Raw genomic sequence first — 20,871 nt, forward strand, 5'->3', positions numbered from 1 at the left:
TTTTGCTTAGACTAATACCAATTTTAAAAAGAAAACAGTGTTTTAAGTGTATAAATTTACTTCACAAAAAACTCTTGTGCTAGCTTTTTATCTTCAGGCCTAATAATAAATTTCTCATTAGCGATGCTAACTTCAAATTCATCTTCTTTGCTAGCTTTTGTATAAGCTAGTGCGAGCCTTGCAGCAAGCTCTTTGTCGGCAATGCTTGCGTTTTTACTTATGAAGCTAACAGCTCCCACGATGTCATCGCTCTCTTTAAATTTAACCTGCTCAAATTTATCATTTGGATGAGCCAAAAGTGCGTTATTATCGCTCTCATCACGCCCTATTATCATTTTAGCTCCCTCTGGCAAGCGCAGATGCCTACCAAGTTTTAGCCACGTAACGTCGATATCTCGCATCTCTTTATCAAATTTCAAGTAGTCTTTTATCTTTACAGCAAAGCTCTCGATCGTTAGCAAGCAGCCACCTCCAGGCGTTGCAAAGTCCTCAAAGCCAAATTCTTTCGCCAAAGCAAGCTGCGGCTTTCTATCACGCCCACTTATATCAAGTAGCTTCTCTCTATCGACCCAGCCCTCGCGCTCTGGCTTGGTTGGCGGCAAGAGCTTAGCGCACATCGGACGAAGCACTAGATCGTCCTCGTCATCAGCTAGGCGCTTAACCTGAAAAAGTGCGTCTCTACGCTGGCTCATCGGCCTTTGTCCTACGACTTCGCCTGTGATTATAAAATTTGCATTTTCACTTTTTAGCATATTAAGAGCGGTTTTAAACATATATCCGTGGCAGTCGATGCAAGGGTTAAACTGCTTGCCGTAGCCGTATTTTGGGTTAAAAAGCACGTCGCGAAGATACTCGTTTCTCATATCAACCACTTTTAAGCTAGCCCCTGCCATGGCTGCACGGCGCCTTAAAACCTCGTGCTTATCCTCATCCACGCCAAATCCAGTATCCATATAAAGTGCGACCACTTCGATACCCTGATCGCTTATTATTTTCATAGAGAGCATGCTGTCAAGCCCTCCGCTAAACAAAGCTAAAGCCTTCATTTTTGTCCTGAAAGTAAAATTTAAAGCCTAAATTTACTAAATCTAGGCTTTTATGAAGTTTATTTAGCAGCGTTAATTATGATTTTTTTGATCACTTCACTTGCGGCTTTTAGGCTGCTAACTGGCAAGTACTCGAAGATAGAGTGAAAGTTATTTCCGCCTGTGAATAAATTTAGCGTTGGCACGCCCTTTGCAGAGATCGCAGCGCCGTCATATCCGCCTCGCATCGGCTTTATGTTTGGCGTGATATTTAGCTCGCTAAAGGCATCTTTTGCTAGTTTTATCGGGAGCGAATTTTCATCTTTTAAAAATTTAAAGACATTTTCATAGCGTGTTTTTAGCGTGATCTCGCAACGATCGCCATAAATTTTGTTAAAAGAGCTTGCCATCTCACTTAAAAACTCAAGCCTTTTTTGAAATTTCTCTTCGTCAAATTCTCTAATGTCAATCTTAAGCGTCGTTTTTGCGCTGTTTCCGCTAAGCTCTTTCACCCAGAAGTAGCCCTCTTTGCCCTCGGTGCACTCTGGCACTTCGCCGCCTGGCAAAAGCGAGATAAATTTATGCGCAAGAAGTAGCGAATTTACTAGCTTGCCCTTTGCGTTCATCGGATGAGCCGAAACGCCTTTAAAGACCATCGTGCAGTCAGCTGCGTTCCAGTTTTCATATATTAGCTCGCCTATCTCGCAGCAGTCTAAGCAGTAGCCAAAATCAGCTCCCAGTAGATTTACATCAAGCGCCTTTGCACCAAGCAAGCCCTGCTCCTCATCAGGCACGAAGCAGATCACGATCTTGCCGTGCTTGATCTCAGGATTTTGCATGAAAAAGCTAGCCATATTTACGATACTAGCGATCGCCGCCTTATCATCAGCGCCAAGCAAGCTAGTGCCGTCAGTCACGACTATGTCGTCACCAACGTATTTCTTAAGCTCTGGGTTATCGCTAAATTTAAGGTAGATGCCCTGCTCTTCGTTTAGGCAGATGTCGCCGCCTGTGTATTTTACTATCTTCGCTTTCGTGTCATTTTTTTGCTCGCTGCTTGTATCTAAGTGCGCAAAAAAGGCGATACTTGGGGCGTTTTCGCAGTTTGCAGGGATCTTTGCTATCAAGATAGCACTATCTTGCAAGATGATATCTTTTATGCCAAGCGAGCTAAGCTCATCTTTTATAAAAAGAGCTAGCTCATACTCGGTTGGATTAGAAGGCATGATGCCTTTTAATCCATTCTCTTTATTTGTCGTGGTGTTAAATTTCGTATAGTTTATAAATCTCTCTACGATATCCATCTTTCATCCTTAGATGACGAAAAATGCGATCGCCACAACAGAGAGAAACATACCTAAAAATGTCCTTTTTGCAAGCTCGACTGGGCTAACCATAGCAATGCCTGCACAAACGATAGCAGCTCCAGCGATCGGAGAAGCTGAACGTCCAAGTGAGCCTGCGATTGCCGCAGCCATACCAAGCTTATCTTGCTCAAAGCCAAGAGCAGCAGCATTTGTTGTGACAGCTTCGTTAAATGCAAATGTAGCAGCGTCGCCTGAGCCTGTAACTATACCCATGATAAATGGCACAAATGTTCCGCCAAATTTAACGTAGCTTTGATCGGTTTTTAGCCACGCTATGACCACATCAACAGCTCCGCACGCCTTTAGACCTGCGACAAAGACGCCAGCTGCGATGATGATACCGATAACATCAGCGTAAGCGTGACCCATGCCGTTAAAGAACTCTTTTGTGATCTTTTGTGGGTTTGTAAGCGTAGCAAAGATAGCTATGATAGCACCAAGTATCATCGCCTCAGCAACGCCCATCTTTGTCCATGCCAAAAAGCTGTAGTCTTTTGCTAGGCTTGTTCCGCCGATAACCAAGATGACAAGTGGGACAAGTGGCATAAGAGCGTAGATCAAATTTACTTTAAACGCTGACTTCTCTTCGCTTGCGGCACCGCTTTCAAGAGTGAAATTTGTACCTTTTTGATAGTCTTTAAATAATATTGCAACGATAGTTAGCATGACAACTACGATAGCTAGAGCTGTAAATGCGCTAGGAATTTGCACTTTTATGATGTCTTGAACTGTATATCCCTCAACTGTCTTTTTAACAAGGTCAGCCACATATATGTTGTGCGCAGAGCCTGGGCTTAGGACTGAGCCAAATGTGCCTGCAAAAACAGCCGCACCAGCCATCGCAGGGCGAACGCCTGAAGCCATTAGAAGTGGTATAAGCGTCGCACCAACAGCAGCCGAGCAGCCAGCAGCTGAAGGGATAGCGATATTTATAAAGTAAGTTAGCACGGTTGTTACAGGGATCAAGATAAATCCTACGTTTCTAAGTGGCTTTGTAAGAAGCGCAACAAGGTGCTTATCGCACATTGTATATTTCATAACGAAAGCAAAACCCATACTAGCACAAATAGCTTTTATAAGCCCTGCTTTAGTCATGTAGTCAGTAAAAGCACTTAGTGCCCCCATCGGTTTTAGTGCGATTATACAAAGCACCAAACCAACACCTATTAGCACCGTTCTTGTCTCTTTTTTTAAGACTAGAAGTGCTACAACTGCAACGATGCCAAGAATGGCAGCAATTAGCTTGAATGATTCCATACCTCTCTCCTTGTTTAGATTTTAAATTTAGTTCCAACTTCTATTTTTTCTATCTCTTTTTGATACTCAAATTTTAAAATTTCGCTGTGTCCTATGACCTCAGCCTCGCTATCCTCTATAAGCAAAGCTGTGCCCTCAGGCAAAGCATAGATAGTCTCTTTTGGATTTGCTATTAAAAACTCCTCTAGCCTCTCCTCCCTGCTCTCGCCGTTATGACCTGCTAGTTTGCCACTTATGAAGTGCGGATTGATCTGATATGGGAAGATATTTAAGCTATCAAATGACTTTGGCATGATGATAGGCATATCATTTGTCGTCATCATCGTCTTGCCAGCGATGTTTGCGCCAGCTGACCAGCCAAAGTATTTTGTGCCATTTGCCACAGCTTCTTTTATAGGCTCAATTAAATTTAGCTTATAAAGCGTGTAAAGCAGCATAAAGGTATTGCCTCCGCCAACCGCGATACTGTTAGCGTTTTTGATAGCTGAAATTTTATCTTCGTAGTGGTGGATCGACTTTATATTTTTATTTTTTAGGCGGTCGATCACCTTTTGCTCGTATTCGTCATTACTTCGTCTAACTCCAGCATAAGGGATAAATAAAATCTCCTCCTTACCACTCTCGCCCAAGAAGTCCTTGACCCAATTTTTGCAGTGTCTCAAGTAGCCAGTATCTTGGTAGCTTGAAGCGCTGATTAGTAAAGCATTTTTCATTTTTTAGCTCCATTTAGTTTGTAAGCAGCCCTTAGATAGATATCAACCCCAGAGACCAAGCACTCCTCGTCAAAGTCAAATTTGCTGTTGTGATGGCCTGCTTTTAAATTTGTACCGATCATCATATATCCGCTCTTTGCGCCCCTATCTTGCAAAGCTCTCATAAAGTGGGCGAAGTCCTCGCAAGCGCCAAAGTCAAGCTCTTTAACGATCTTATCATCATCTATAAATGGGCTTTGCTTTGCCGCTTCATAGAAAATTTCAGTCACCTCTTTGTCGCTATTTGCTCCGCTTGTGCCCCCAGTCATCACGACTTTGCTATCGACATCATAAATTTCACTCACACCTTTTACGATATCCATGCATTTTTTATACATAAATTCATTTAAATTTGTATCCTCACCCCTTGTTTCGCAGGCTAAATAGCCGTTTGGTGCTATGACGTTTCTGCCCTCGCCAGCTCTTAAAACGCCTACATTTATCCTAGTCACGCCCTTTGCATGCCTTGTGATGCCATGCATGTTTAGAGCCATTTGAGCAGCGGCTAAAAGGGCGTTTGCTCCCTCTTCTGGCGCTCCTGCTGCGTGGGCTGAGCGGCCAGTGATATGCACGTCAAATTTAGAAGTTGCAAGCAGTTTGTTTGTGCCACAAACTATGCCCCCATTTGTTTCTGCTTGAAAGCCGATGTGTCCGCCAAGTAGGTACTCAACCCCATCAAGCACCCCAGCAGCCTCCATCGCCACAGCGCCTCTTGTGCCCTCTTCTGCTGTTTGAAATATAAATTTAAATTTGCCATTAAAATCATCTAAATTTTTAGCGATCAGCTTTGCAAGCGCTAGACCCATCGCCATGTGTCCATCATGCCCACAAGCGTGCGTGATACCAGCGATATCTGAGCCAAAGCCCTCTTTGCAAGGTCTATGAGCGGCCTCTGCGCTCTCTGTCACATCAACGCTATCAATATCAAATCTAAATGCACTAAATTTACCAGGCCTTTTTGTATCGATGAAGGCTGTTAAGCCAGTTAGACCATCTTTCATGCATTCAAGGTATTTTGCCTCGTCAGGATTTAAAAGACTTTTTGCCCGCTCGATCGCCTTTTGACACTGCTCTTTACTGCCAACGCCTAGCCTTGCATCGCTTTTTACGACCTCTTCGCCAAGCTTCACCTCATAGCCTAGCTCGCTAAGCCTTTTTGCCAAAACCGCAGTCGTAAAAAAGGTAAACCAGCCAGTTTCTGGGTGCGAGTGAAAGTATCTGCGATCTTTGATCATATCCTCTTTTAAAGATAGTGCTAATTTTGCTATTTTATCCATGACTACTCCTCGTTTGAAAGTCTTATTAGTGCGTTTGTTAAAATTTTAGTTGCGGCTACTGCGTCTTTGAAATTTATCGCCTCTTTGACGTTGTGGCTGATACCATCCACGCAAGGGATAAAGAGCATGCCAACGCTGCTTGCAAGCTTTGTTAAATTCATCGCATCATGTCCAGCCCCACTTGGCAATGTAAGCGTTTTTATGCCAAGCTTTTTGGCTTCATCTTCAAGTAAATTTATGGCGTGTTCGCTTAGTTTTACTGGCTCGTCGCTACTTAGCTCTCTTATCTCGTAGCTAAATTTAAGCTCACGGCTTAGCTCACCCACAAAATTTCTAAGCTCTAAATTTAGCTCCTCTAAGCTAGCCTTATCGATATCTCTTAGATCAACGCCAAGCCTTGCCTCGCCTGGCACGACGTTTAAAACGCCTGGTTTTGCATGCGCGTAGCCAACGGTTGCGACAGCTGTTTTTTTGTTTTTGGCAAATTTATTGGCTGCGATTATGATGTGTGAAGCGGCAAGCAGGGCGTCACTGCGCATATTCATAGGAGTTGCGCCGCTGTGATCAGCCTTGCCCTGTATAGTGATCTCAAATCTAATTGGAGCTGCGATCCCGCTTACCACGCCAACGCTTATGCTGCTTCGCTCAAGCACTGGGCCTTGCTCGATGTGAAGCTCAAGATAGGCGTGTAGGGAGTTTTCTTTTAAGATGGCTTCGTCTAAATTTTGTGGTTTAAACCCAGCCGCGCTCATCGCCTCAAAAAGCGAGATGCCATCTTCATCTTTTAGCTCATGAAGCCTTTGCTGGCTTAGTTTGCCGCTTATTATCTTGCTGCCGATAGTGGCTGTCTTAAAGCGGCTTGACTCCTCACAGCTAAAATTTATGAGCCAAAGTGGGCGCTTTAGCTTGATGCCAGCCTCTTTTATAGAGCTTAGCGCCTCAAGACCAGCCATGACGCCAAGTGTGCCGTCATAAAAGCCACCATTTGGCACGCTATCTATGTGAGAGCCCACGCAAACTGGCTTCTCGTTTGGCTCGCAACCCTCGTCATATATGGCGAAGATGTTGCCGACATTGTCAATTTTAAGTTTAAAGCCATTTTTTTCTATCAAATTTATAAGAAATTTTCTTGCTTCAAGGTCCTCTTTGCTAAAGGCTAGCCTTGTTAGCCCTCCACCTTTTAGCGCTCCAAACTCGCTTATAGCGTTAAAATTTGCCTCAAATCTCTTAGAATTTATCATAAAAGAACCTTAAATATAAAAATAAACTTAAGAAAATTTATTACTTCTAGATATTTTACATTTTGTTTTATGATTTGAAGCTGAAAAAGTGTGAGTTTTTAAATTTTATAAAGCTGAGTCTTGAGATCTTTGATGATAAATAGCAGTTTTTCTAAAATTTCTATCTTATTTGGGTTGTCAGAGCCTTTTAAAATTTGCTGTTCGTTCTCGTAAAAGGCGATTTGCATATTTAAAATAGCCTTTTGCAAAGTGGTTGCATCGGTGATCTCATGGATATTTTCGTCCATTAAAATTTCTCTAACCATCTGCTCATCGCTCACGTCGTATCTATAAAGGATGGCGTTTAGATACTCAGGATGCTTTATGAAGTATCTAGCTCCAAGCTTTGAGAGTATCTCATCTCTGTAGTTTGGGTTATTTAGCATGGTTTTAAAAAGTGCAAACTCAAGCGGGTCTTTGTTCATCACAGCTGGCACCTCATCTACCATGACAGAGTTGCTAAATTCATCTTTATCTTTTTTTCTAAATTCTCTTTTAAATTTAGCTTCATTTTTTGGCTTCTGCTTTAGCCCAAACCTATCTGCTACGCTTTGTGGAGTAAGGTTAAATCTTGCCGCTACCTCTGTCACATACGAGCTTGCTATCTCCTCTCCAAGCTCGTCCATATAGGCTTTTATCTCGCTTAGGCAGTTATCTCTTTGCACTGAGCGCGTGATGTCATACTTTTGCATGATCTTTTCTATATAAAATTTCACCGCGTCCTCGCCTGAGCCAAAGAGCTCACTAAGCTCCTTTATCTTGCCTGCAAAGACCATATCAGCGGGGTCTGCGCCGTTACTTATGATGACTACTTTGGTATCTATCTTATTTATACTTAGCAGGTGAGCCGACTTTATGGCTGCATTTATGCCAGCGCCATCTCCATCAAAGCAAAGCACCACGCTTATCTCGCCCCTTTTTAAAAGTGGCAAGTGACTTGTAGTAAGTGCTGTGCCAAGCACTGCAACAGCGTTTGTAAAGCCAGCGTAGTGAAGCATGATGACATCTAGATAGCCCTCTGTTATTATTATCTGATTTTTCTCAAATATGCTTTGTCTAGCAAGGTGGTAGCCATAGAGTAGCTTTGACTTATCAAATACCGCACTTTGAGGAGAATTTACATATTTTGCAGGGTGATCTGAAATAGTTCTGCCACCAAAGCCAACTAGCCTTGTCGTGTGCGAGTAGATGGGAAATGTTATGCGCTCGATGAAACTAGCGTAAATTCCCTTCTCGTTTTGCTTTACGATGCCAACCTCAAGCGCCTCTTTTGGATCGATATTTTCATTTTGTAAAAGCCTAATAGTACTTTTACTATCCCCAGCCCAGCCAAGCTCAAATTTCTCTATCATAGCGTCATTTATGCCGCGCGACTTGATATATCTAACAGCCGCTTCGTTTTTGTAAAACTCGCTTCTATAAAAGGCATTTACCTTTTCTAAAATGTGCTTATTTTCTTTTTGCGTTGGCACCTTGTCATTTGTGTATTCAAGGCTGAAATTTGAAATTTGAGCGATCTTTTCTATCGCCTCTGGATAGGTTAGCTTTTCATAATCCATCACAAATTTAACCGCATCTCCGCCAGCTTTGCAGGCAAAACAGTGATACATCTGCTTATTTTGATTTATGCTCATGCTTGGGTTTTTGTCGTCGTGAAACGGACAGACGCACTTGTAGCTTGAGCCCATCTTTTTAACTGGGATATACTGCTCGATGATATTAACAATGTCTATTTGGTTTTTTAATTTTTCAATGGATTTTGGATCTATCATAAGCAAAATTATACAACTGCTTTGTTATAATTAAAGTAAAATTTTATTACAAAGTGTTAGCGTGGATATTTTTTTCATTGGACACAGAGATCCGATATTTAGCCTTATTATTCTATTTAGTATCATCTTGATGATCGCCGCTTTAAGCTATGCTTGGGGTATATTTTCTAGCAAAGATGAAAAAAAACGTATAGAGAAATTTATCAAGAAATTTGACAGCAAAGATGGCATAAGCGACGAGCACAAGCAGATGCTAAAAAGCCCAGAAGTAGATATACCAAGCCTTAGCATGCTAGGTCAGACCTTTGCTAAAAATGGCGACTTTGAAAAATCGATCGGCGTCTATCTAATCGCGCTTGAAAAGGTAAAAGATAAAAACGAGAAAGAATTTATCCTAAACGAGCTTGGAGAGGTCTATTTTAAGGCTGGATTTTTAAAAAAGGCTAGCGAAATCTTTGAAAAAGCACTTGAGCTAAGCCCTAGAAACGTCCTCGCACTGCGCTTTTTAACAATGATAGATGAGAAGCTTAAAAACTATAAAGAAGCGCTTTATGCACTAAATTCTCTTGAAGAGCTTGGGACAAATGTAAAAGATCAAAAGGCCTATATAAAGGCGATTAGTACGCTTGATGATAGAAATTTAAGCTTTAGCGAAAAGGTGGAAATTCTCTCGCATCTTAGCCAAAATTTTGAGCTTTTAAAGCGCATGATCTTAGCACTTTTCATAAGAGACAATGAAAATTTAGAAAATTTAAAAGATTTTGCCAAATTTGAAGATGTGCTAGACCTGCTTTACAACTTAAAAACGCCTATAAATTTAAACGATCCAAAATACAAATCCCTCTTTTACGCAAAGGGCGATATAGATGAGCCATGTGAAATTTACGGCTTTGAGCTAAATGCCATAAAAAGGCTAAAAGATGCTAAATTTGACGCGGCTGGGCTAAGCTTTAACTACGTTTGCAAAAACTGCAAAAACTCATTTCCTATGCACTTTTACCGCTGTCCAGTCTGTCACGAGCTAGGAAGTGTCAAAATTTTATCCCACATCACAGAAAAAGCAAGTGAAGATAGTAACACTTTTTAGTGACGGCTCATGCCTTGGAAACCCTGGAGCTGGCGGCTGGGCTTATATATTGAAATTTAACGAAGCGCAGAAAAAAGCAAGTGGCGGCGAGGCATATACTACAAACAACCAAATGGAGCTAAAAGCTGCGATAATGGGGCTAAAAGCACTAAAAGAGCCCTGCGAGGTAAGGCTTTTTACCGATAGCTCATACGTGGTAAATAGCATAAATGAGTGGCTTGCAAACTGGCAAAAGAGAAATTTCAAAAATGTAAAAAATGTCGAGCTTTGGCAGGAGTATTTAGAAATCTCAAGACCGCATAAAGTCGTGGCTAGCTGGGTCAAGGGACACGCTGGACACCCTGAAAATGAGGAGTGCGACCAGATGGCAAGAGACGAGGCATTAAAAATAAAAGATGAGAATAAGATATGAAAAATTTAGAAGAATTTGAACGTAATCTTGGCTATAAATTTAAAAAATCTGAGCTTTTAGAAGAGGCGCTAACTCACAAGAGCACTAAACAGGCGTTAAACAACGAAAGGCTTGAGTTTTTGGGCGATGCGGTGATGGATCTACTTGTGGCTGAGTATCTTTTTAAGAAATTTAGCAAGATCGCAGAGGGCGATATGAGTAAGCTAAGAGCCGCGCTTGTCAATGAAAAAAGCTTTGCAAATATGTCTAGGCGGCTAAAAATGGGCGAGTTTTTAAGGCTTAGCCAAGCTGAAGAAAACAACGGCGGCCGCGAGAAAGATAGCATTTTAAGCGACGCATTTGAGGCAGTGATGGGCGCTATCTACCTTGAGGCCGGACTTGATAAAGTGCGAGAAATTTCTATTAGCCTGCTTGAGCTTTGCTATCCGCAGATCGACTTTGCGCACCTTGAAAAGGACTACAAAACCGCCCTTCAAGAGGTCACTCAAGCAACCCTTGGCGTCATACCAACATACGAGCTCATAGGCTCTTTTGGCCCTGATCATAAGAAAGAATTTGAGATAGCCTTGCTACTAAATGGCAAAGAAATTTCACGTGCCGTTGGAAGCTCGAAAAAGCAAGCCCAACAGCTCGCAGCAAAGATAGCGCTAGAAAAAATCAAAAAATAGGATAAATTTTGAATACATTTGGCAAAAAACTAACCTTAACTAGCTTTGGCGAGAGCCATGGGGTGGCGATAGGTGGCGTGATAGATGGCTTGCCAGCCGGGCTAAAGATCGACGTAGACTACATCCAAAGCGAGCTTGACAAACGTCGCCCTGGACAAAGTAGCCTTACAACGGCAAGAGATGAGGCCGATAAGATAGAAATTTTTAGCGGCGTCTTTGATGGCATGAGCACCGGCGCACCGATAGGTTTTGCTATTTTTAATAGCAACCAAAAGTCAAATGACTATGAAAATTTACGTGAAATTTTCCGCCCAGGGCATGCTGATCTAACATATTTTAAAAAATATGGCATCAGAGATCACAGAGGCGGCGGGCGCGCGAGTGCCAGAGAGACAGCTGTAAGGGTTGCTGGCGGGGCATTTGCGCAGCTGCTTTTGAATGAATTTAAGATAGAAGTTTTAAGCGGCGTGCTTGGCATTGGCAAAGCTATTAGCGACAAGGTTGATTTTGATTTTGCCAAAAATTCGCAAATTTACGCCCTTGGCAACGAAGAGGCGATGAAAGAGGCGGTAAATAAAGCTAGAAGCGAGCACGATAGCGTTGGAGCTGTGGTTTTAAGCGTGGCTAGAGGCGTGCCAGCTGGTCTTGGTGAGCCACTTTACGATAGGCTTGATAGCGCTTTGGCGGCGGCCTTAATGGGCATAAACGGCGTAAAAGCCGTAGAGATCGGCGCTGGCGTAAATGTAAGCTCTATGCTTGGCTCAGCAAACAACGACGAAATGGACGAGCTTGGCTTTTTGAGCAACAACGCTGGTGGCATACTTGGAGGCATAAGCAGTGGTGCTGAAATAGTGCTAAAGAGCCATTTTAAGCCAACGCCTTCGATATTTAAAGAGCAAAAGACACTAAATTTAGCTGGCGATGCGGTTGATTTTGAGCTAAGAGGCAGGCATGATCCTTGCATAGGCATACGTGGCAGCGTCGTAGCAACCGCGATGATAAGGCTAGTTCTTGCTGATATGCTACTGCTAAATGCAAGCACAAAGCTTGAAAATTTAAAGAAAATTTACGGCTAAATTTGATTTGACCACAAAGCGATGGCTAAATTTCTATAAATTCTACAAAGATTGCAAAATTTTTGGTTTAGAAAACGCAGCGACCAGCTTAATCTCGCCTTTATATATTTCTAAATTTGCTAAGACTCTGTGTCCGCAGTTGCTTTGAGTGGTGCCAGATGTGCCTTTGTCGTGAGTTAGGACATTGACGCAGCCATGCTTACAAAGGCTCTTTTGTTTAGCGCTTCAGGATCATGCCATGCACCTTCGCAGATAGCGATGACGTGCTCTGGGATGATGAGTGACAGCGAGCCAACTAAAATTTCGACCCTGTCGTTAAAGAATCTCGCCACGTCGCCAGTTGAGACGCCCTTTGCTTTGGCGTCATTTACGTTTATGAGCATCGGCTCTCTTGCGCATACTTCAGCGTAGTTTCTGATCACGGAGTTATTTTGGTATCTTTAGCGCATGGCCTTTACACTCAAATTTAGCCTTTTTTCTAAAAGATTTTTATTAAAATTTTAAGCCATTTCAAACAAAATTTGCAAACTAATTTTTACCAAATTTCATCTATAATCCTCTCATGAAAAATGAAAATCCAAAGAGCAAAATTTACGCCGTTATCGACCTAAAGTCCTTTTACGCCTCAGTTGAGTGCGTAGAGCGCGGGCTTGATCCATTTAAGGCTGATCTTGTCGTGGCTGATGCTAGTCGTGGCAGTGGCGGCATCTGTCTAGCTGTCAGCCCTGCGCTTCGTGCAAAAGGGGTGAAAAACCGCTGCAGGCTCTTTGAGATACCAAGAGATGTCAAATTTATCATCGCGCCACCTAGGATGCAGTTTTACATCGATTACGCCGCAAGGATCTATGAAATTTATCTAAAATATGTCTCCAAAGAGGACATCTACGTCTATTCGATTGATGAGTGCTTCATAGACCTCACTTCTTACTTGAAATTTTACGCTCTTGGCGCAAAAGAGATGGCGAAAATGATGATGGATGAGATCTTAAAAACGACTGGCGTGACGGCGACTTGTGGCATGGGGACAAATTTATACCTCGCAAAGATCGCGCTTGATATATTAGCAAAGCACCAAGATGACGGCATCGCCTATCTTGACGAAGAGCTTTATAAAAAGCAGCTCTGGACACATCAGCCGCTAAGTGACTTTTGGCGTATCGGTAAGCAAACTAGGCTAAAGCTCGAAAAATGCGGCATCTTTTGCATGAAAGATATCGCAAATGCACCAAAAAGCCTGCTTAAAAAAATTTTTGGCGTCGATGCCTACATCACGATAGATCACGCAAACGGCATAGAGCCAACGACGATAGCTGAGATAAAGGCGTATAAACCAAGCACGAAGTCCTACTTTAGCTCGGAAATTTTGCCTAGAGACTATGAGCGCTGCGAGGCGGTGATCGTGCTAAAAGAGATGGCTGACAGGCTCGCGCTTAGGCTCATAAACAAAGATGTGAGGGCGAGTGGGCTAACGATAAATGTGAGATTTGCCGATAAGCTCGAGCCGCAGCAACGTGCAAGCGTGAGGTTTAAAACGCCAACAAATGTCTCAAGCGTGCTGATGAGTGCGGCTGAGGAGCTACTTTTAAACAAGATAAAAAATGCTGGGCTAATCAGGCAAATAGGCATATCTGCAAACGATGTAGTGAAAGAAAATTTGGTTGAGTTTAGCCTGTTTGAAGATGACGCCAAAGAAAAAGCGGTGCTAAAATCTCTAAATTTGATAAAAGAGAAATTTGGTAAAAACTCGATCCTGCGCGCGATCGACCTGCTTCCAGAGGCGACTGGGCAGGATAGAAACAAAAAGATCGGAGGACACAAGAGCGGTGAGTAAAGATAGGGCAAAAATTTTTAGCTCGTTTAATCCTCTCTCAACATTGGAGCGAGCCTTGCGACAAAAAGAGCGAGAAAAATGCGAAAAACTAGAGCTTGATGAGAGCAAGGTCGATGAAATTTTAAAAAAATTAAGCGAGATAAAGATAGCTGACGAAGTGCGTGTGAGCTACCACGACGGCTTTTCATACGTAAAAAATAGCGGCCTAGTCTCAGATGTAAATTTCAAAGACAAAACCCTCATGATCGTAAAAACTAAGATCAAATTTGAGGATATAAATAGGATAGAGATCGTTAAAAAAATTTGTAGTATAAAAACTAAGTAAGCGTTTTTACCTTCTCCCAAGGCTCGATCTCGCCGTCTATCTTCGTAAAAATGGTAGAAATTTCTATATTTTTTACATTTAAATTTTCTTTGTATTTTTTTAAATCTCTTAGTTTTAGTTTTTCTTGCAAGAAGCTAAATTCATACTCGATTTGACCTCTAGTAACGGCGATCTTGGATAAATTTTCTGCGTCAAATTTGCCAACTTTTGCAACATCAAATTTATATCCACGAGCGCAAGCCTCTTTATAAACTTCAAAAAGATAGGCGTTTATAACATCTATAGAGTTTTCATGAGTGTAAAATCTAATTAATTGTGGGTGGTTTTTATAGCCTTTTGTCAGCCCTTCTAAAACATTTTTAGCTAGCAAAGCCTCTCTCCACAGAGCCACAAGACCCTTTGCATCAAGATATTTAAAATTTATCGTCCAGAGTCTCATTTTTACCTTATTTATATAATTAAAAATATTAGTGACCCTTTGCTATCTATGGTTTTTGTTTTACTAAGTCAAAAAGTCAACTAAAAAGTTCTGATAATAATAGTTTGTGATTTTATGCATAAAGGCTTTAAAATAACGTTAAAACCGTGGCTCAATGCTTGTAAAAGTTGATAAAAGTTTATGCTGTTTATAAATAGTGGTCAAATTTAAAAAATTTAATCCTTCCAAAGCCACCATTTTAGCTTGGCCTTGTCTGGGTGCGGAGTGTTTGCGTAGTAGCAGACCATGCGGTAAATATAGAGGATGCACCTATCGTTGCCTCGCCCAAGCGCCTTTGTGCGTTCAAACATCTCCTCAGGATCCGCGCCCTTTAAAGAAGCGATATCCTCGTAGCCAAGTGCCAGCAGATCAGCTTCGGTCGCCTCGCCCACATAGGGGATTTTCTTAAAATCGCTCAAAATTTACCTCAATTTTCTTTTAAGCTCGCCGTAATTAAATTTTAAATTTTATTCGTGCGCTACAAAGCTTGCTAAATTTTATCTAGACACTACTCTAAGTCGTTATCCAAGCTTCTGGCGAGGTGGTCTAATTTAAAATTTCTTACGCGAAAAACCATGTTTAAAATGATTACCCGTCAAATTTCACGCAAATGCAGACGTTAAATTTGCTCCAAAATGCGTTCGCAAATTTCTCTTGGATTTGCGTTTTCATAAATCGGTCTGCCAACGACGATAAAGTCACTGCCCTCTTGCTTTGCGCTAACTAAATTTGCAACCCTCTTTTGATCGCCAGCACTCTCGCCAAAAGGCCTAACTCCAGGGCAAAGCGTGATGAAATTTTGATTTGTCACGTCTTTTATGAGCTTGCTTTCAAAGACCGAGCAGACCATGCCGTCAAGCCCCGCTTCAAAGCTCATCTGGCTAAATTTCCTAACCGAGTGAGATAGCGTATCGTTATAAACCGCTTCAAATTCGCTCTCATTAAAGCTAGTAAGTGCCGATACGGCAAGCACCAAAGGGCGATTTTGCAGCGCATTAAGACGCTCCATCACAGTTTTCATCGCTCTCTCGCCAGCACTTGCATGCAAATTTATCATATCCACGCCTATCTTTGAGACGACCTCAGCAGCACCTGCCATCGTGTTTGGGATGTCATAGAGCTTTAGATCAAGAAAGATTTTAAACTCCCCTGCCTCTTTTAGCTCCTCTATAAATTTAGCTCCGTCTCTAAGGTAGCTTCTAAGCCCCACTTTTAGCCAAAGATCAAGCCCTTTTAGCTCTCTTACAAGGGCTAAATTTTCATCCTTGCTCGCCATATCAAGAGCGACGCAGAGCTTCATAGAGCGGCCTTTATCTTATCTAGCACGCCGTTTATAAATTTTGGCGCCTGGTCGCTTCCAAGCTCTTTTGCAAGCTCGATCGCCTCGTTTATTATGACAGCTTTATCAGTCTGGCTAAATTTCATCTCATAAAGCCCAAGTCTAAGGATGGCTAGCTCTGTTGCGCCAACCTTGCTAAAGTCGCCATCTTTTAGGTGTGGTTTTAAAATTTCATCTAGTTTTTCTTTATTTGCAAGCACCTCTTTAAAGGTCTGCTGCGCCTCATTTTTGCGCTCATTTCTTATCTTTTTCTCTTCTAAAAATTCCTCTTCAAACTCCGCAGTTACGGGGTTTATCTCGTTTGAGTAAAGTAGCGAAACTATGGCTTGTCTCACTTGATGACGTGTGGCCATTTTACTCTCCTAGCTTTTTGTATAAATTTAGCATCTCTATAACGCCAGTCATTGCTTCAAAGCCCTTGTTTCCAGCCTTGCTGCCAGCTCGCTCTATCGCTTGCTCGATGTTATCTACCGTTAGCACGCCAAATGTGACTGGTTTTGCGTATTTTAGCGTCACGTTTGCGATGCCTTTGGTGGTCTCTGCGCTTACGTAGTCAAAGTGCGGAGTTGCGCCTCTTATCACCGCTCCCACGCAGCAAACTGCGTCAAATTTACCGCTTGCAAGCACCTTTTCAAGCGCCATAGGTATCTCAAATGCGCCAGGGACTAGCACTAAAGTTAAATTTTTCTCGTCGCCGCCGTGGCGTAAAAATGCATCTTTTGCGCCCTCTACCAAGCGGTCTGTGATGATGTGGTTAAACCTTGCGTTTATGATCGCTATCTTTTCGTTGCCTTTTAGGGCTAAATTTCCTTCGATTATTTTCATCTTTTCTCCTTTTTTTATGCAAGTTTAGCAAAAGCTTGTTTAATCATCAAACTATCTTTAGCATGATGACGCTAAAGATGATGAGCGCTAAAAACAAGGCTTTTTTAAAATTTATCTTCTCACCTTCAAAAACTACGCCCACCACGACTGCTCCGATCGCTCCGATGCCTGTCCAGATCGCATACGCCACCGACATAGCGATAGTCTGCATGGCGTAGCTAAGTAGCGTTAAAGAAAGGGCGAAATTTCCAAGCAAAAGGATGAAATTTGCCCACTTTTTTACGCCTGCGCTTTTTGAAAATTTCGTGATAAAAAAGACGCCAGAGACCTCACAACATCCAGCTAGTACAAGCGCTAAAAAATGGATCATTCTTTTATGCCTTTTAGTCCAAGCACGCCTAAAATTAGCGTCGCTATGAAAAATAGCCTAATGAAATTTGGCATGATCCCGCTTGCTGCGTAGTCGCTAACGATCTCAGCTATGACGATAAAAACCGTCCCAAAGCCCACAAATACAGTATAAGAGATGCTTACAGGCAGATATTTTAAAGCCTTCATAAACGAGACAAAACTTATGCTTACAAGCAGCGTCGTAAGCAAAAATTCACTTAAATTTGACGCGTGCTTTAGCCCATACGCCCAGCCACACTCGGACACCGCACCTAGAAATATCCATAAAAAGCCTCTATTTGACATAAATTTACTTCAAACCTTTTATGGTATCAACGATCTCTTTTACATTTGCGCTAATCGCCTTATTTTCAAGGCTATCATCGTTATTTTGTCCAACTAACCCCTTTAAATTTCCAAAGACTCCAGGGTTAAACCTTAGCTCGCTAGAGCCATAATGCCTCAAAACTTCGCCATTTCTAACGACTTCTACCTCGTAAGTAAGGTAGATATTGCCCATCCTGTCGCTTTTAGCAAAGGTCGCTTCGCCCATAAATTCCCTGCGGTGAGTTACCTTTATCTTTAGCTCGTCGCTTGAGTTAGGATCGAGCAAATTTTCTTTTGTAAGCGCCTCAGTGATTTGCTTGTTATACTTTTTCTCGATCATCTTTGGGCTTTGATAGAAAAATTTTGTCGGCTCGTGGCGCTGCACATGAGTGTAGCTAATGCCCTCAAATTTATACTTGCCAGCAAGTGGCACCTTTGGCTGAGATGAGCCACAACCTACTAAAAACAACACTCCAAAAAGTAACGTTAAAATCCTTTTCATCTCTCTCCTTAGTTTAAAAATTTAAAATTTCCTCTATCTTTAGCGTGTCATTTACGACCTTTTCAAGCTCGTCTAAATTTAGCATATTTGGTCCGTCGCAAAGCGCTTCGCAAGGGTTTATGTGCGTCTCATAGAAAAATCCATCCACCCCAACGCTAGCTGCTGCTCTTGCAAGATACGGCACAAACCTAGCATCTCCGCCACTTTTTTCGCCAAGTGCGCTTGGCATCTGCACGCTGTGGGTCGCGTCAAAAATGACTGGCGCAAATTCTCTCATCATAACCAAATTTCTCATATCAACGACTAAATTTCCATATCCAAAGGTGCTTCCACGCTCCGTTAGCCAGACGCCATTTGCCTTTGCGACCTCGTATCCATCGCCGCTCACACCTCTTGTCTCAAGCACCTTTTTAACAGAGTGCTTCATAGCAGATGCCGCTAAAAACTGCCCTTTTTTGATATTTACGACCGCTTTTGTCTTTGCAGCTGCCACGAGCAGGTCAGTTTGGCGGCACAAAAATGCAGGAATTTGCAGCACATCAGCCACTTCGCCAACAGGCTGAGCTTGATAGCTCTCGTGGATATCGGTTAAAATTTTAAAGCCAAATTCTTTTTTCACCTCAGCTAAAATTTCACAACCCTTCTCTAGCCCAGGGCCGCGAAATGAGCTAATACTCGTGCGATTTGCCTTGTCAAAGCTCGATTTGAAGTAAAAATCAAGCTTTGGATTTTCATTAAATTTAACTAGCCTTTTTGCCACTTCAAAAACAAGCTCCTTGCTCTCTATCACGCAAGGTCCAGCGATTAAGATCATCTTTTCTCCTTTATTTTTCTCTAAATTTTCTAATCCAATCTATCAAAAACTGTCTATCGTCGTTTGCAGGCACTTCAAACCATTGAGAACAAAGTTTATAGTATATGCCATTTATTAGTATTGGGACCGCATAGTAGCGAACTTTTTCATATTCACTATCTGCCTTAACTAATGCAGCATAGTTTAGCCCGAGATAATCTTTGCTATATTTTTCACTTTGTAGCCTGCTTATCTCATCTGCACCCACTCTACCACTTTCTAAAATTTCTCTCATTATGATACGCGCTATTTGTCCGACTTTTAGCTCTGCGTATTCATCTTGATTGTTTTTGTTGTCAATATATTCTTTAGAAAATTGATAAGCATTTGAGACTATTTTTCGCTTCTCTTTTTCGATTTTTTCAATACTTTTTGGCTCTTTTTTATCAAATAAAGTTAGCATCTGATAAGAGCGCATAAAAAGCTCTGCTGTGTCGGCTATGTTGCCACCTACTTCCAAAATAGGTTTTAAGACAGAATTTAAAAAGTCATCATTAGCAATTATTCTAAAATCAAATTCCAATCCCATTTCAAGCATCATCTCATTTAGATCAATAAAGCAAGGTTGTAGGGCATATAAAATTTGTTTATTTATTTTTGGAGATGCAAAAATAATATTGGCTTTTTTAACACCAAAATATCCATAAATACACATAGCTGTTCTTACACATTTTTTTACAACTCTCGCCACCGTTTCATCAAGTCCACCATAATTTAGTCCAGACTCATGAAAAGCAACATCAACTGCATAAATTTCACTAACTCCATCACTCATACAAACGCCAAGTGCATCACACTCTGCTTGTTGCAAAAGTTGATTTAATGAGGTATTTTGTTTATAAATTTTATATCCGTATTTGTTAGAAAAAAACTCATCAGTTTTTAACATTATATTTTCTAACTCGTCTGAAAATTTTATCTCCCATTTTGGAGAAATTTTCCAGTTAGTTTGCACTATTTGGCACTCTTTTACGTGGCGAAGCCAAGAATAAAATAAAGACTCTCCAATTTCTATTTTCATAGCATTACCCTATTTCTTATTTTTCTTTAACAACTAAAATTCCACTCACCACAACAAGCACGATACCTGCGAGCGCTAGGTGATTTGGCAACGCATCGCCCATAAAATAGCCAATAATAAGCGTAAAAATGACGTCAGCGTAGCTAACCGCAGCGATCACGCCAGCTTTTTTACCAACCGCAAAGGCCTTTGTCATAAACGCCTGAAAATAGTAGCCACTAAGCCCCATTAGCAAGATAAAAACGACGTTGTGCCAGCTTGGCATAGTAAATTTAGAAAATAAAAAATCCAGAGGCTCATAGGTGAAAAACTCCGCCATCCCCATGCAAATAAGCGGCAAAAACGAGCCCCAAAGCATGAAGCTTAACACGATGATATTTGTGCCGTAGCTCTTGTTTAGCTCCTTGACACTTGTGTAGGCAATAGCCGCTCCAAGACCGCTCCAAATGCCGATGATATCGGTTTTATTTATACCTAAATTTGGCTGGATAACAAGCAAAATCCCGCCAAATCCCAAAAATACAGCAAACCAGCCAAGCGAGCTTAGCCGCTCCTTAAACACGATAGCTGCAAGAATGGCTGTAAATATCGGGTTTGTCTTTTGAAATGTAAAGGCTGTGGCTAAATTTACGTGTGCGACGTTGTAAAAAAAGGCAAAAAGCGCCACCGTGCCCACAAAACCGCGAAACATCAGCAAGAAAAAGTGCCCGCCAGTTTGTTTAAATGGAAATTTATAGATGGCGTAGATGACGATGAAAAGTCCGATCAAATTTCTAAAAAAAACAACTTCAATAGAAGGCATATCTTTGCTCAGATACTTTGCAAATGCGCCAGTCACGGCAAACATAAAGCAAGCAAAGAGCATATAAAAAATGCCAAGATGTGAAATATAAAACCTTTTTAACATCGCAAAACCTCTAAATTTGAAGCACTCATTTTAATAAAAAATGGCTTAAATTTTGGTTGATTTTTTCTTTTATTTCGGCGCTTTTAAGCGTAATTTTATA

24 protein-coding genes and 1 pseudogene are annotated in these 20,871 nt (G+C 41.6%); 6 read left to right on the forward strand and 19 right to left on the reverse strand.

The window, feature by feature from the left end:
• Nucleotides 1-56: 56 nt before the first annotated feature.
• The 7 genes from G6W43_RS05630 to dnaG form a co-directional block, all read right to left on the reverse strand.
• The gene (locus G6W43_RS05630) at nt 57-1,046 is read right to left on the reverse strand and encodes an argininosuccinate synthase domain-containing protein (RefSeq protein ID WP_103617907.1); all 990 of its coding nucleotides are present in this window, start codon (nt 1,044-1,046) and stop codon (nt 57-59) included.
• A 59-nt stretch (nt 1,047-1,105) separates the two neighbouring features.
• Nucleotides 1,106-2,329 carry a peptidase T gene (pepT, locus tag G6W43_RS05635; RefSeq protein ID WP_194169331.1) on the reverse strand — a complete coding sequence of 408 codons (1,224 nt, stop codon included), beginning with the start codon at nt 2,327-2,329 and terminating at the stop codon, nt 1,106-1,108.
• 9 nt (nt 2,330-2,338) lie between these two features.
• The gene (gene dcuC, locus G6W43_RS05640) at nt 2,339-3,649 is read right to left on the reverse strand and encodes a C4-dicarboxylate transporter DcuC (RefSeq protein WP_194169332.1); all 1,311 of its coding nucleotides are present in this window, start codon (nt 3,647-3,649) and stop codon (nt 2,339-2,341) included.
• A 14-nt stretch (nt 3,650-3,663) separates the two neighbouring features.
• On the reverse strand, nt 3,664-4,362 hold the full coding sequence (gene pepE, locus G6W43_RS05645) for a dipeptidase PepE (protein WP_194169333.1): 699 nt from the start codon (nt 4,360-4,362) through the stop codon (nt 3,664-3,666).
• Nucleotides 4,359-5,678, reverse strand: coding sequence for an amidohydrolase (locus G6W43_RS05650; RefSeq protein WP_194169334.1), 1,320 nt, complete (start codon nt 5,676-5,678; stop codon nt 4,359-4,361). The genes pepE and G6W43_RS05650 overlap by 4 nt, the downstream gene beginning before the upstream one ends.
• A gap of 2 nt (nt 5,679-5,680) precedes the next feature.
• A complete protein-coding gene (locus tag G6W43_RS05655; RefSeq protein WP_194169335.1) occupies nt 5,681-6,919 on the reverse strand; it encodes a M20 family metallo-hydrolase in 1,239 nt (412 codons plus the stop codon).
• A 98-nt stretch (nt 6,920-7,017) separates the two neighbouring features.
• On the reverse strand, nt 7,018-8,730 hold the full coding sequence (gene dnaG, locus G6W43_RS05660) for a DNA primase (RefSeq protein ID WP_194169354.1): 1,713 nt from the start codon (nt 8,728-8,730) through the stop codon (nt 7,018-7,020).
• 61 nt (nt 8,731-8,791) lie between these two features.
• Between dnaG and G6W43_RS05665 the strand changes: the two genes are divergently transcribed.
• Genes G6W43_RS05665 through aroC form a run of 4 tightly spaced genes read left to right on the forward strand, consistent with a single transcriptional unit; the run spans nt 8,792 to nt 11,973 of the window.
• Nucleotides 8,792-9,817 (forward strand): tetratricopeptide repeat protein, encoded by a 1,026-nt coding sequence (locus G6W43_RS05665; protein WP_194169336.1) that lies wholly within the window; start codon nt 8,792-8,794, stop codon nt 9,815-9,817.
• Nucleotides 9,795-10,229: a ribonuclease HI gene (gene rnhA / locus G6W43_RS05670; RefSeq protein ID WP_194169337.1), complete on the forward strand. Its 435-nt coding sequence runs from the start codon at nt 9,795-9,797 to the stop codon at nt 10,227-10,229. The genes G6W43_RS05665 and rnhA overlap by 23 nt, the downstream gene beginning before the upstream one ends.
• Nucleotides 10,226-10,897, forward strand: a complete 672-nt coding sequence (gene rnc, locus G6W43_RS05675; RefSeq protein WP_021084206.1) for a ribonuclease III — start codon at nt 10,226-10,228, stop codon at nt 10,895-10,897. The genes rnhA and rnc overlap by 4 nt, the downstream gene beginning before the upstream one ends.
• Nucleotides 10,898-10,905: 8 nt before the next feature.
• Nucleotides 10,906-11,973: a chorismate synthase gene (gene aroC, locus G6W43_RS05680; protein ID WP_194169338.1), complete on the forward strand. Its 1,068-nt coding sequence runs from the start codon at nt 10,906-10,908 to the stop codon at nt 11,971-11,973.
• Nucleotides 11,974-12,015: 42 nt separating this feature from the next.
• Here the strand turns inward: aroC and G6W43_RS10805 are convergent.
• Nucleotides 12,016-12,404: pseudogene (locus tag G6W43_RS10805) on the reverse strand (molybdopterin dinucleotide binding domain-containing protein); the annotation flags it as partial.
• A 131-nt stretch (nt 12,405-12,535) separates the two neighbouring features.
• Between G6W43_RS10805 and G6W43_RS05690 the strand changes: the two are divergent.
• Both G6W43_RS05690 and G6W43_RS05695 read left to right on the forward strand, forming a co-directional pair.
• A complete protein-coding gene (locus G6W43_RS05690; RefSeq protein WP_194169339.1) occupies nt 12,536-13,804 on the forward strand; it encodes a DNA repair protein in 1,269 nt (422 codons plus the stop codon).
• Nucleotides 13,797-14,129, forward strand: a complete 333-nt coding sequence (locus tag G6W43_RS05695) for a YolD-like family protein (RefSeq protein WP_048809743.1) — start codon at nt 13,797-13,799, stop codon at nt 14,127-14,129. Before G6W43_RS05690 ends, G6W43_RS05695 begins: the two co-directional genes overlap by 8 nt.
• Here G6W43_RS05695 and G6W43_RS05700 read toward each other — a convergent pair.
• The 11 genes from G6W43_RS05700 to G6W43_RS05750 all read right to left on the reverse strand — a co-directional run bounded on the left by G6W43_RS05700 (nt 14,122) and on the right by G6W43_RS05750 (nt 20,771).
• Nucleotides 14,122-14,568 (reverse strand): pyrimidine dimer DNA glycosylase/endonuclease V, encoded by a 447-nt coding sequence (locus tag G6W43_RS05700; protein WP_194169340.1) that lies wholly within the window; start codon nt 14,566-14,568, stop codon nt 14,122-14,124. The genes G6W43_RS05695 and G6W43_RS05700 overlap by 8 nt on opposite strands.
• 215 nt (nt 14,569-14,783) lie before the next feature.
• Nucleotides 14,784-15,026 carry a helix-hairpin-helix domain-containing protein gene (locus G6W43_RS05705; protein WP_103617893.1) on the reverse strand — a complete coding sequence of 81 codons (243 nt, stop codon included), beginning with the start codon at nt 15,024-15,026 and terminating at the stop codon, nt 14,784-14,786.
• A gap of 200 nt (nt 15,027-15,226) precedes the next feature.
• Nucleotides 15,227-15,907, reverse strand: a complete 681-nt coding sequence (gene pyrF, locus G6W43_RS05710; RefSeq protein ID WP_194169341.1) for an orotidine-5'-phosphate decarboxylase — start codon at nt 15,905-15,907, stop codon at nt 15,227-15,229.
• Nucleotides 15,904-16,299: a transcription antitermination factor NusB gene (nusB, locus tag G6W43_RS05715; RefSeq protein ID WP_149723075.1), complete on the reverse strand. Its 396-nt coding sequence runs from the start codon at nt 16,297-16,299 to the stop codon at nt 15,904-15,906. Before nusB ends, pyrF begins: the two co-directional genes overlap by 4 nt.
• 1 nt (nt 16,300) lies before the next feature.
• The gene (ribH, locus tag G6W43_RS05720) at nt 16,301-16,771 is read right to left on the reverse strand and encodes a 6,7-dimethyl-8-ribityllumazine synthase (RefSeq protein ID WP_021084559.1); all 471 of its coding nucleotides are present in this window, start codon (nt 16,769-16,771) and stop codon (nt 16,301-16,303) included.
• A gap of 46 nt (nt 16,772-16,817) precedes the next feature.
• On the reverse strand, nt 16,818-17,141 hold the full coding sequence (locus G6W43_RS05725; RefSeq protein ID WP_021086010.1) for a DMT family transporter: 324 nt from the start codon (nt 17,139-17,141) through the stop codon (nt 16,818-16,820).
• Nucleotides 17,138-17,467, reverse strand: a complete 330-nt coding sequence (locus tag G6W43_RS05730; protein WP_194169342.1) for a DMT family transporter — start codon at nt 17,465-17,467, stop codon at nt 17,138-17,140. Before G6W43_RS05730 ends, G6W43_RS05725 begins: the two co-directional genes overlap by 4 nt.
• A 4-nt stretch (nt 17,468-17,471) precedes the next feature.
• Nucleotides 17,472-17,990 carry a hypothetical protein gene (locus G6W43_RS05735; protein WP_103617889.1) on the reverse strand — a complete coding sequence of 173 codons (519 nt, stop codon included), beginning with the start codon at nt 17,988-17,990 and terminating at the stop codon, nt 17,472-17,474.
• A 13-nt stretch (nt 17,991-18,003) separates the two neighbouring features.
• Complete coding sequence (kdsA, locus tag G6W43_RS05740; protein WP_004317708.1) at nt 18,004-18,804, reverse strand: 3-deoxy-8-phosphooctulonate synthase; 801 nt, start codon at nt 18,802-18,804, stop codon at nt 18,004-18,006.
• A gap of 10 nt (nt 18,805-18,814) precedes the next feature.
• The gene (locus G6W43_RS05745; RefSeq protein ID WP_103617888.1) at nt 18,815-19,864 is read right to left on the reverse strand and encodes a hypothetical protein; all 1,050 of its coding nucleotides are present in this window, start codon (nt 19,862-19,864) and stop codon (nt 18,815-18,817) included.
• Nucleotides 19,865-19,880: 16 nt separating this feature from the next.
• On the reverse strand, nt 19,881-20,771 hold the full coding sequence (locus G6W43_RS05750) for a DMT family transporter (protein WP_021086097.1): 891 nt from the start codon (nt 20,769-20,771) through the stop codon (nt 19,881-19,883).
• Between the last annotated feature and the right edge of the window lie 100 nt (nt 20,772-20,871).

It is taken from the genome of Campylobacter concisus (assembly GCF_015229965.1).
GTDB classification, from domain to species: domain Bacteria; phylum Campylobacterota; class Campylobacteria; order Campylobacterales; family Campylobacteraceae; genus Campylobacter_A; species Campylobacter_A concisus_BD.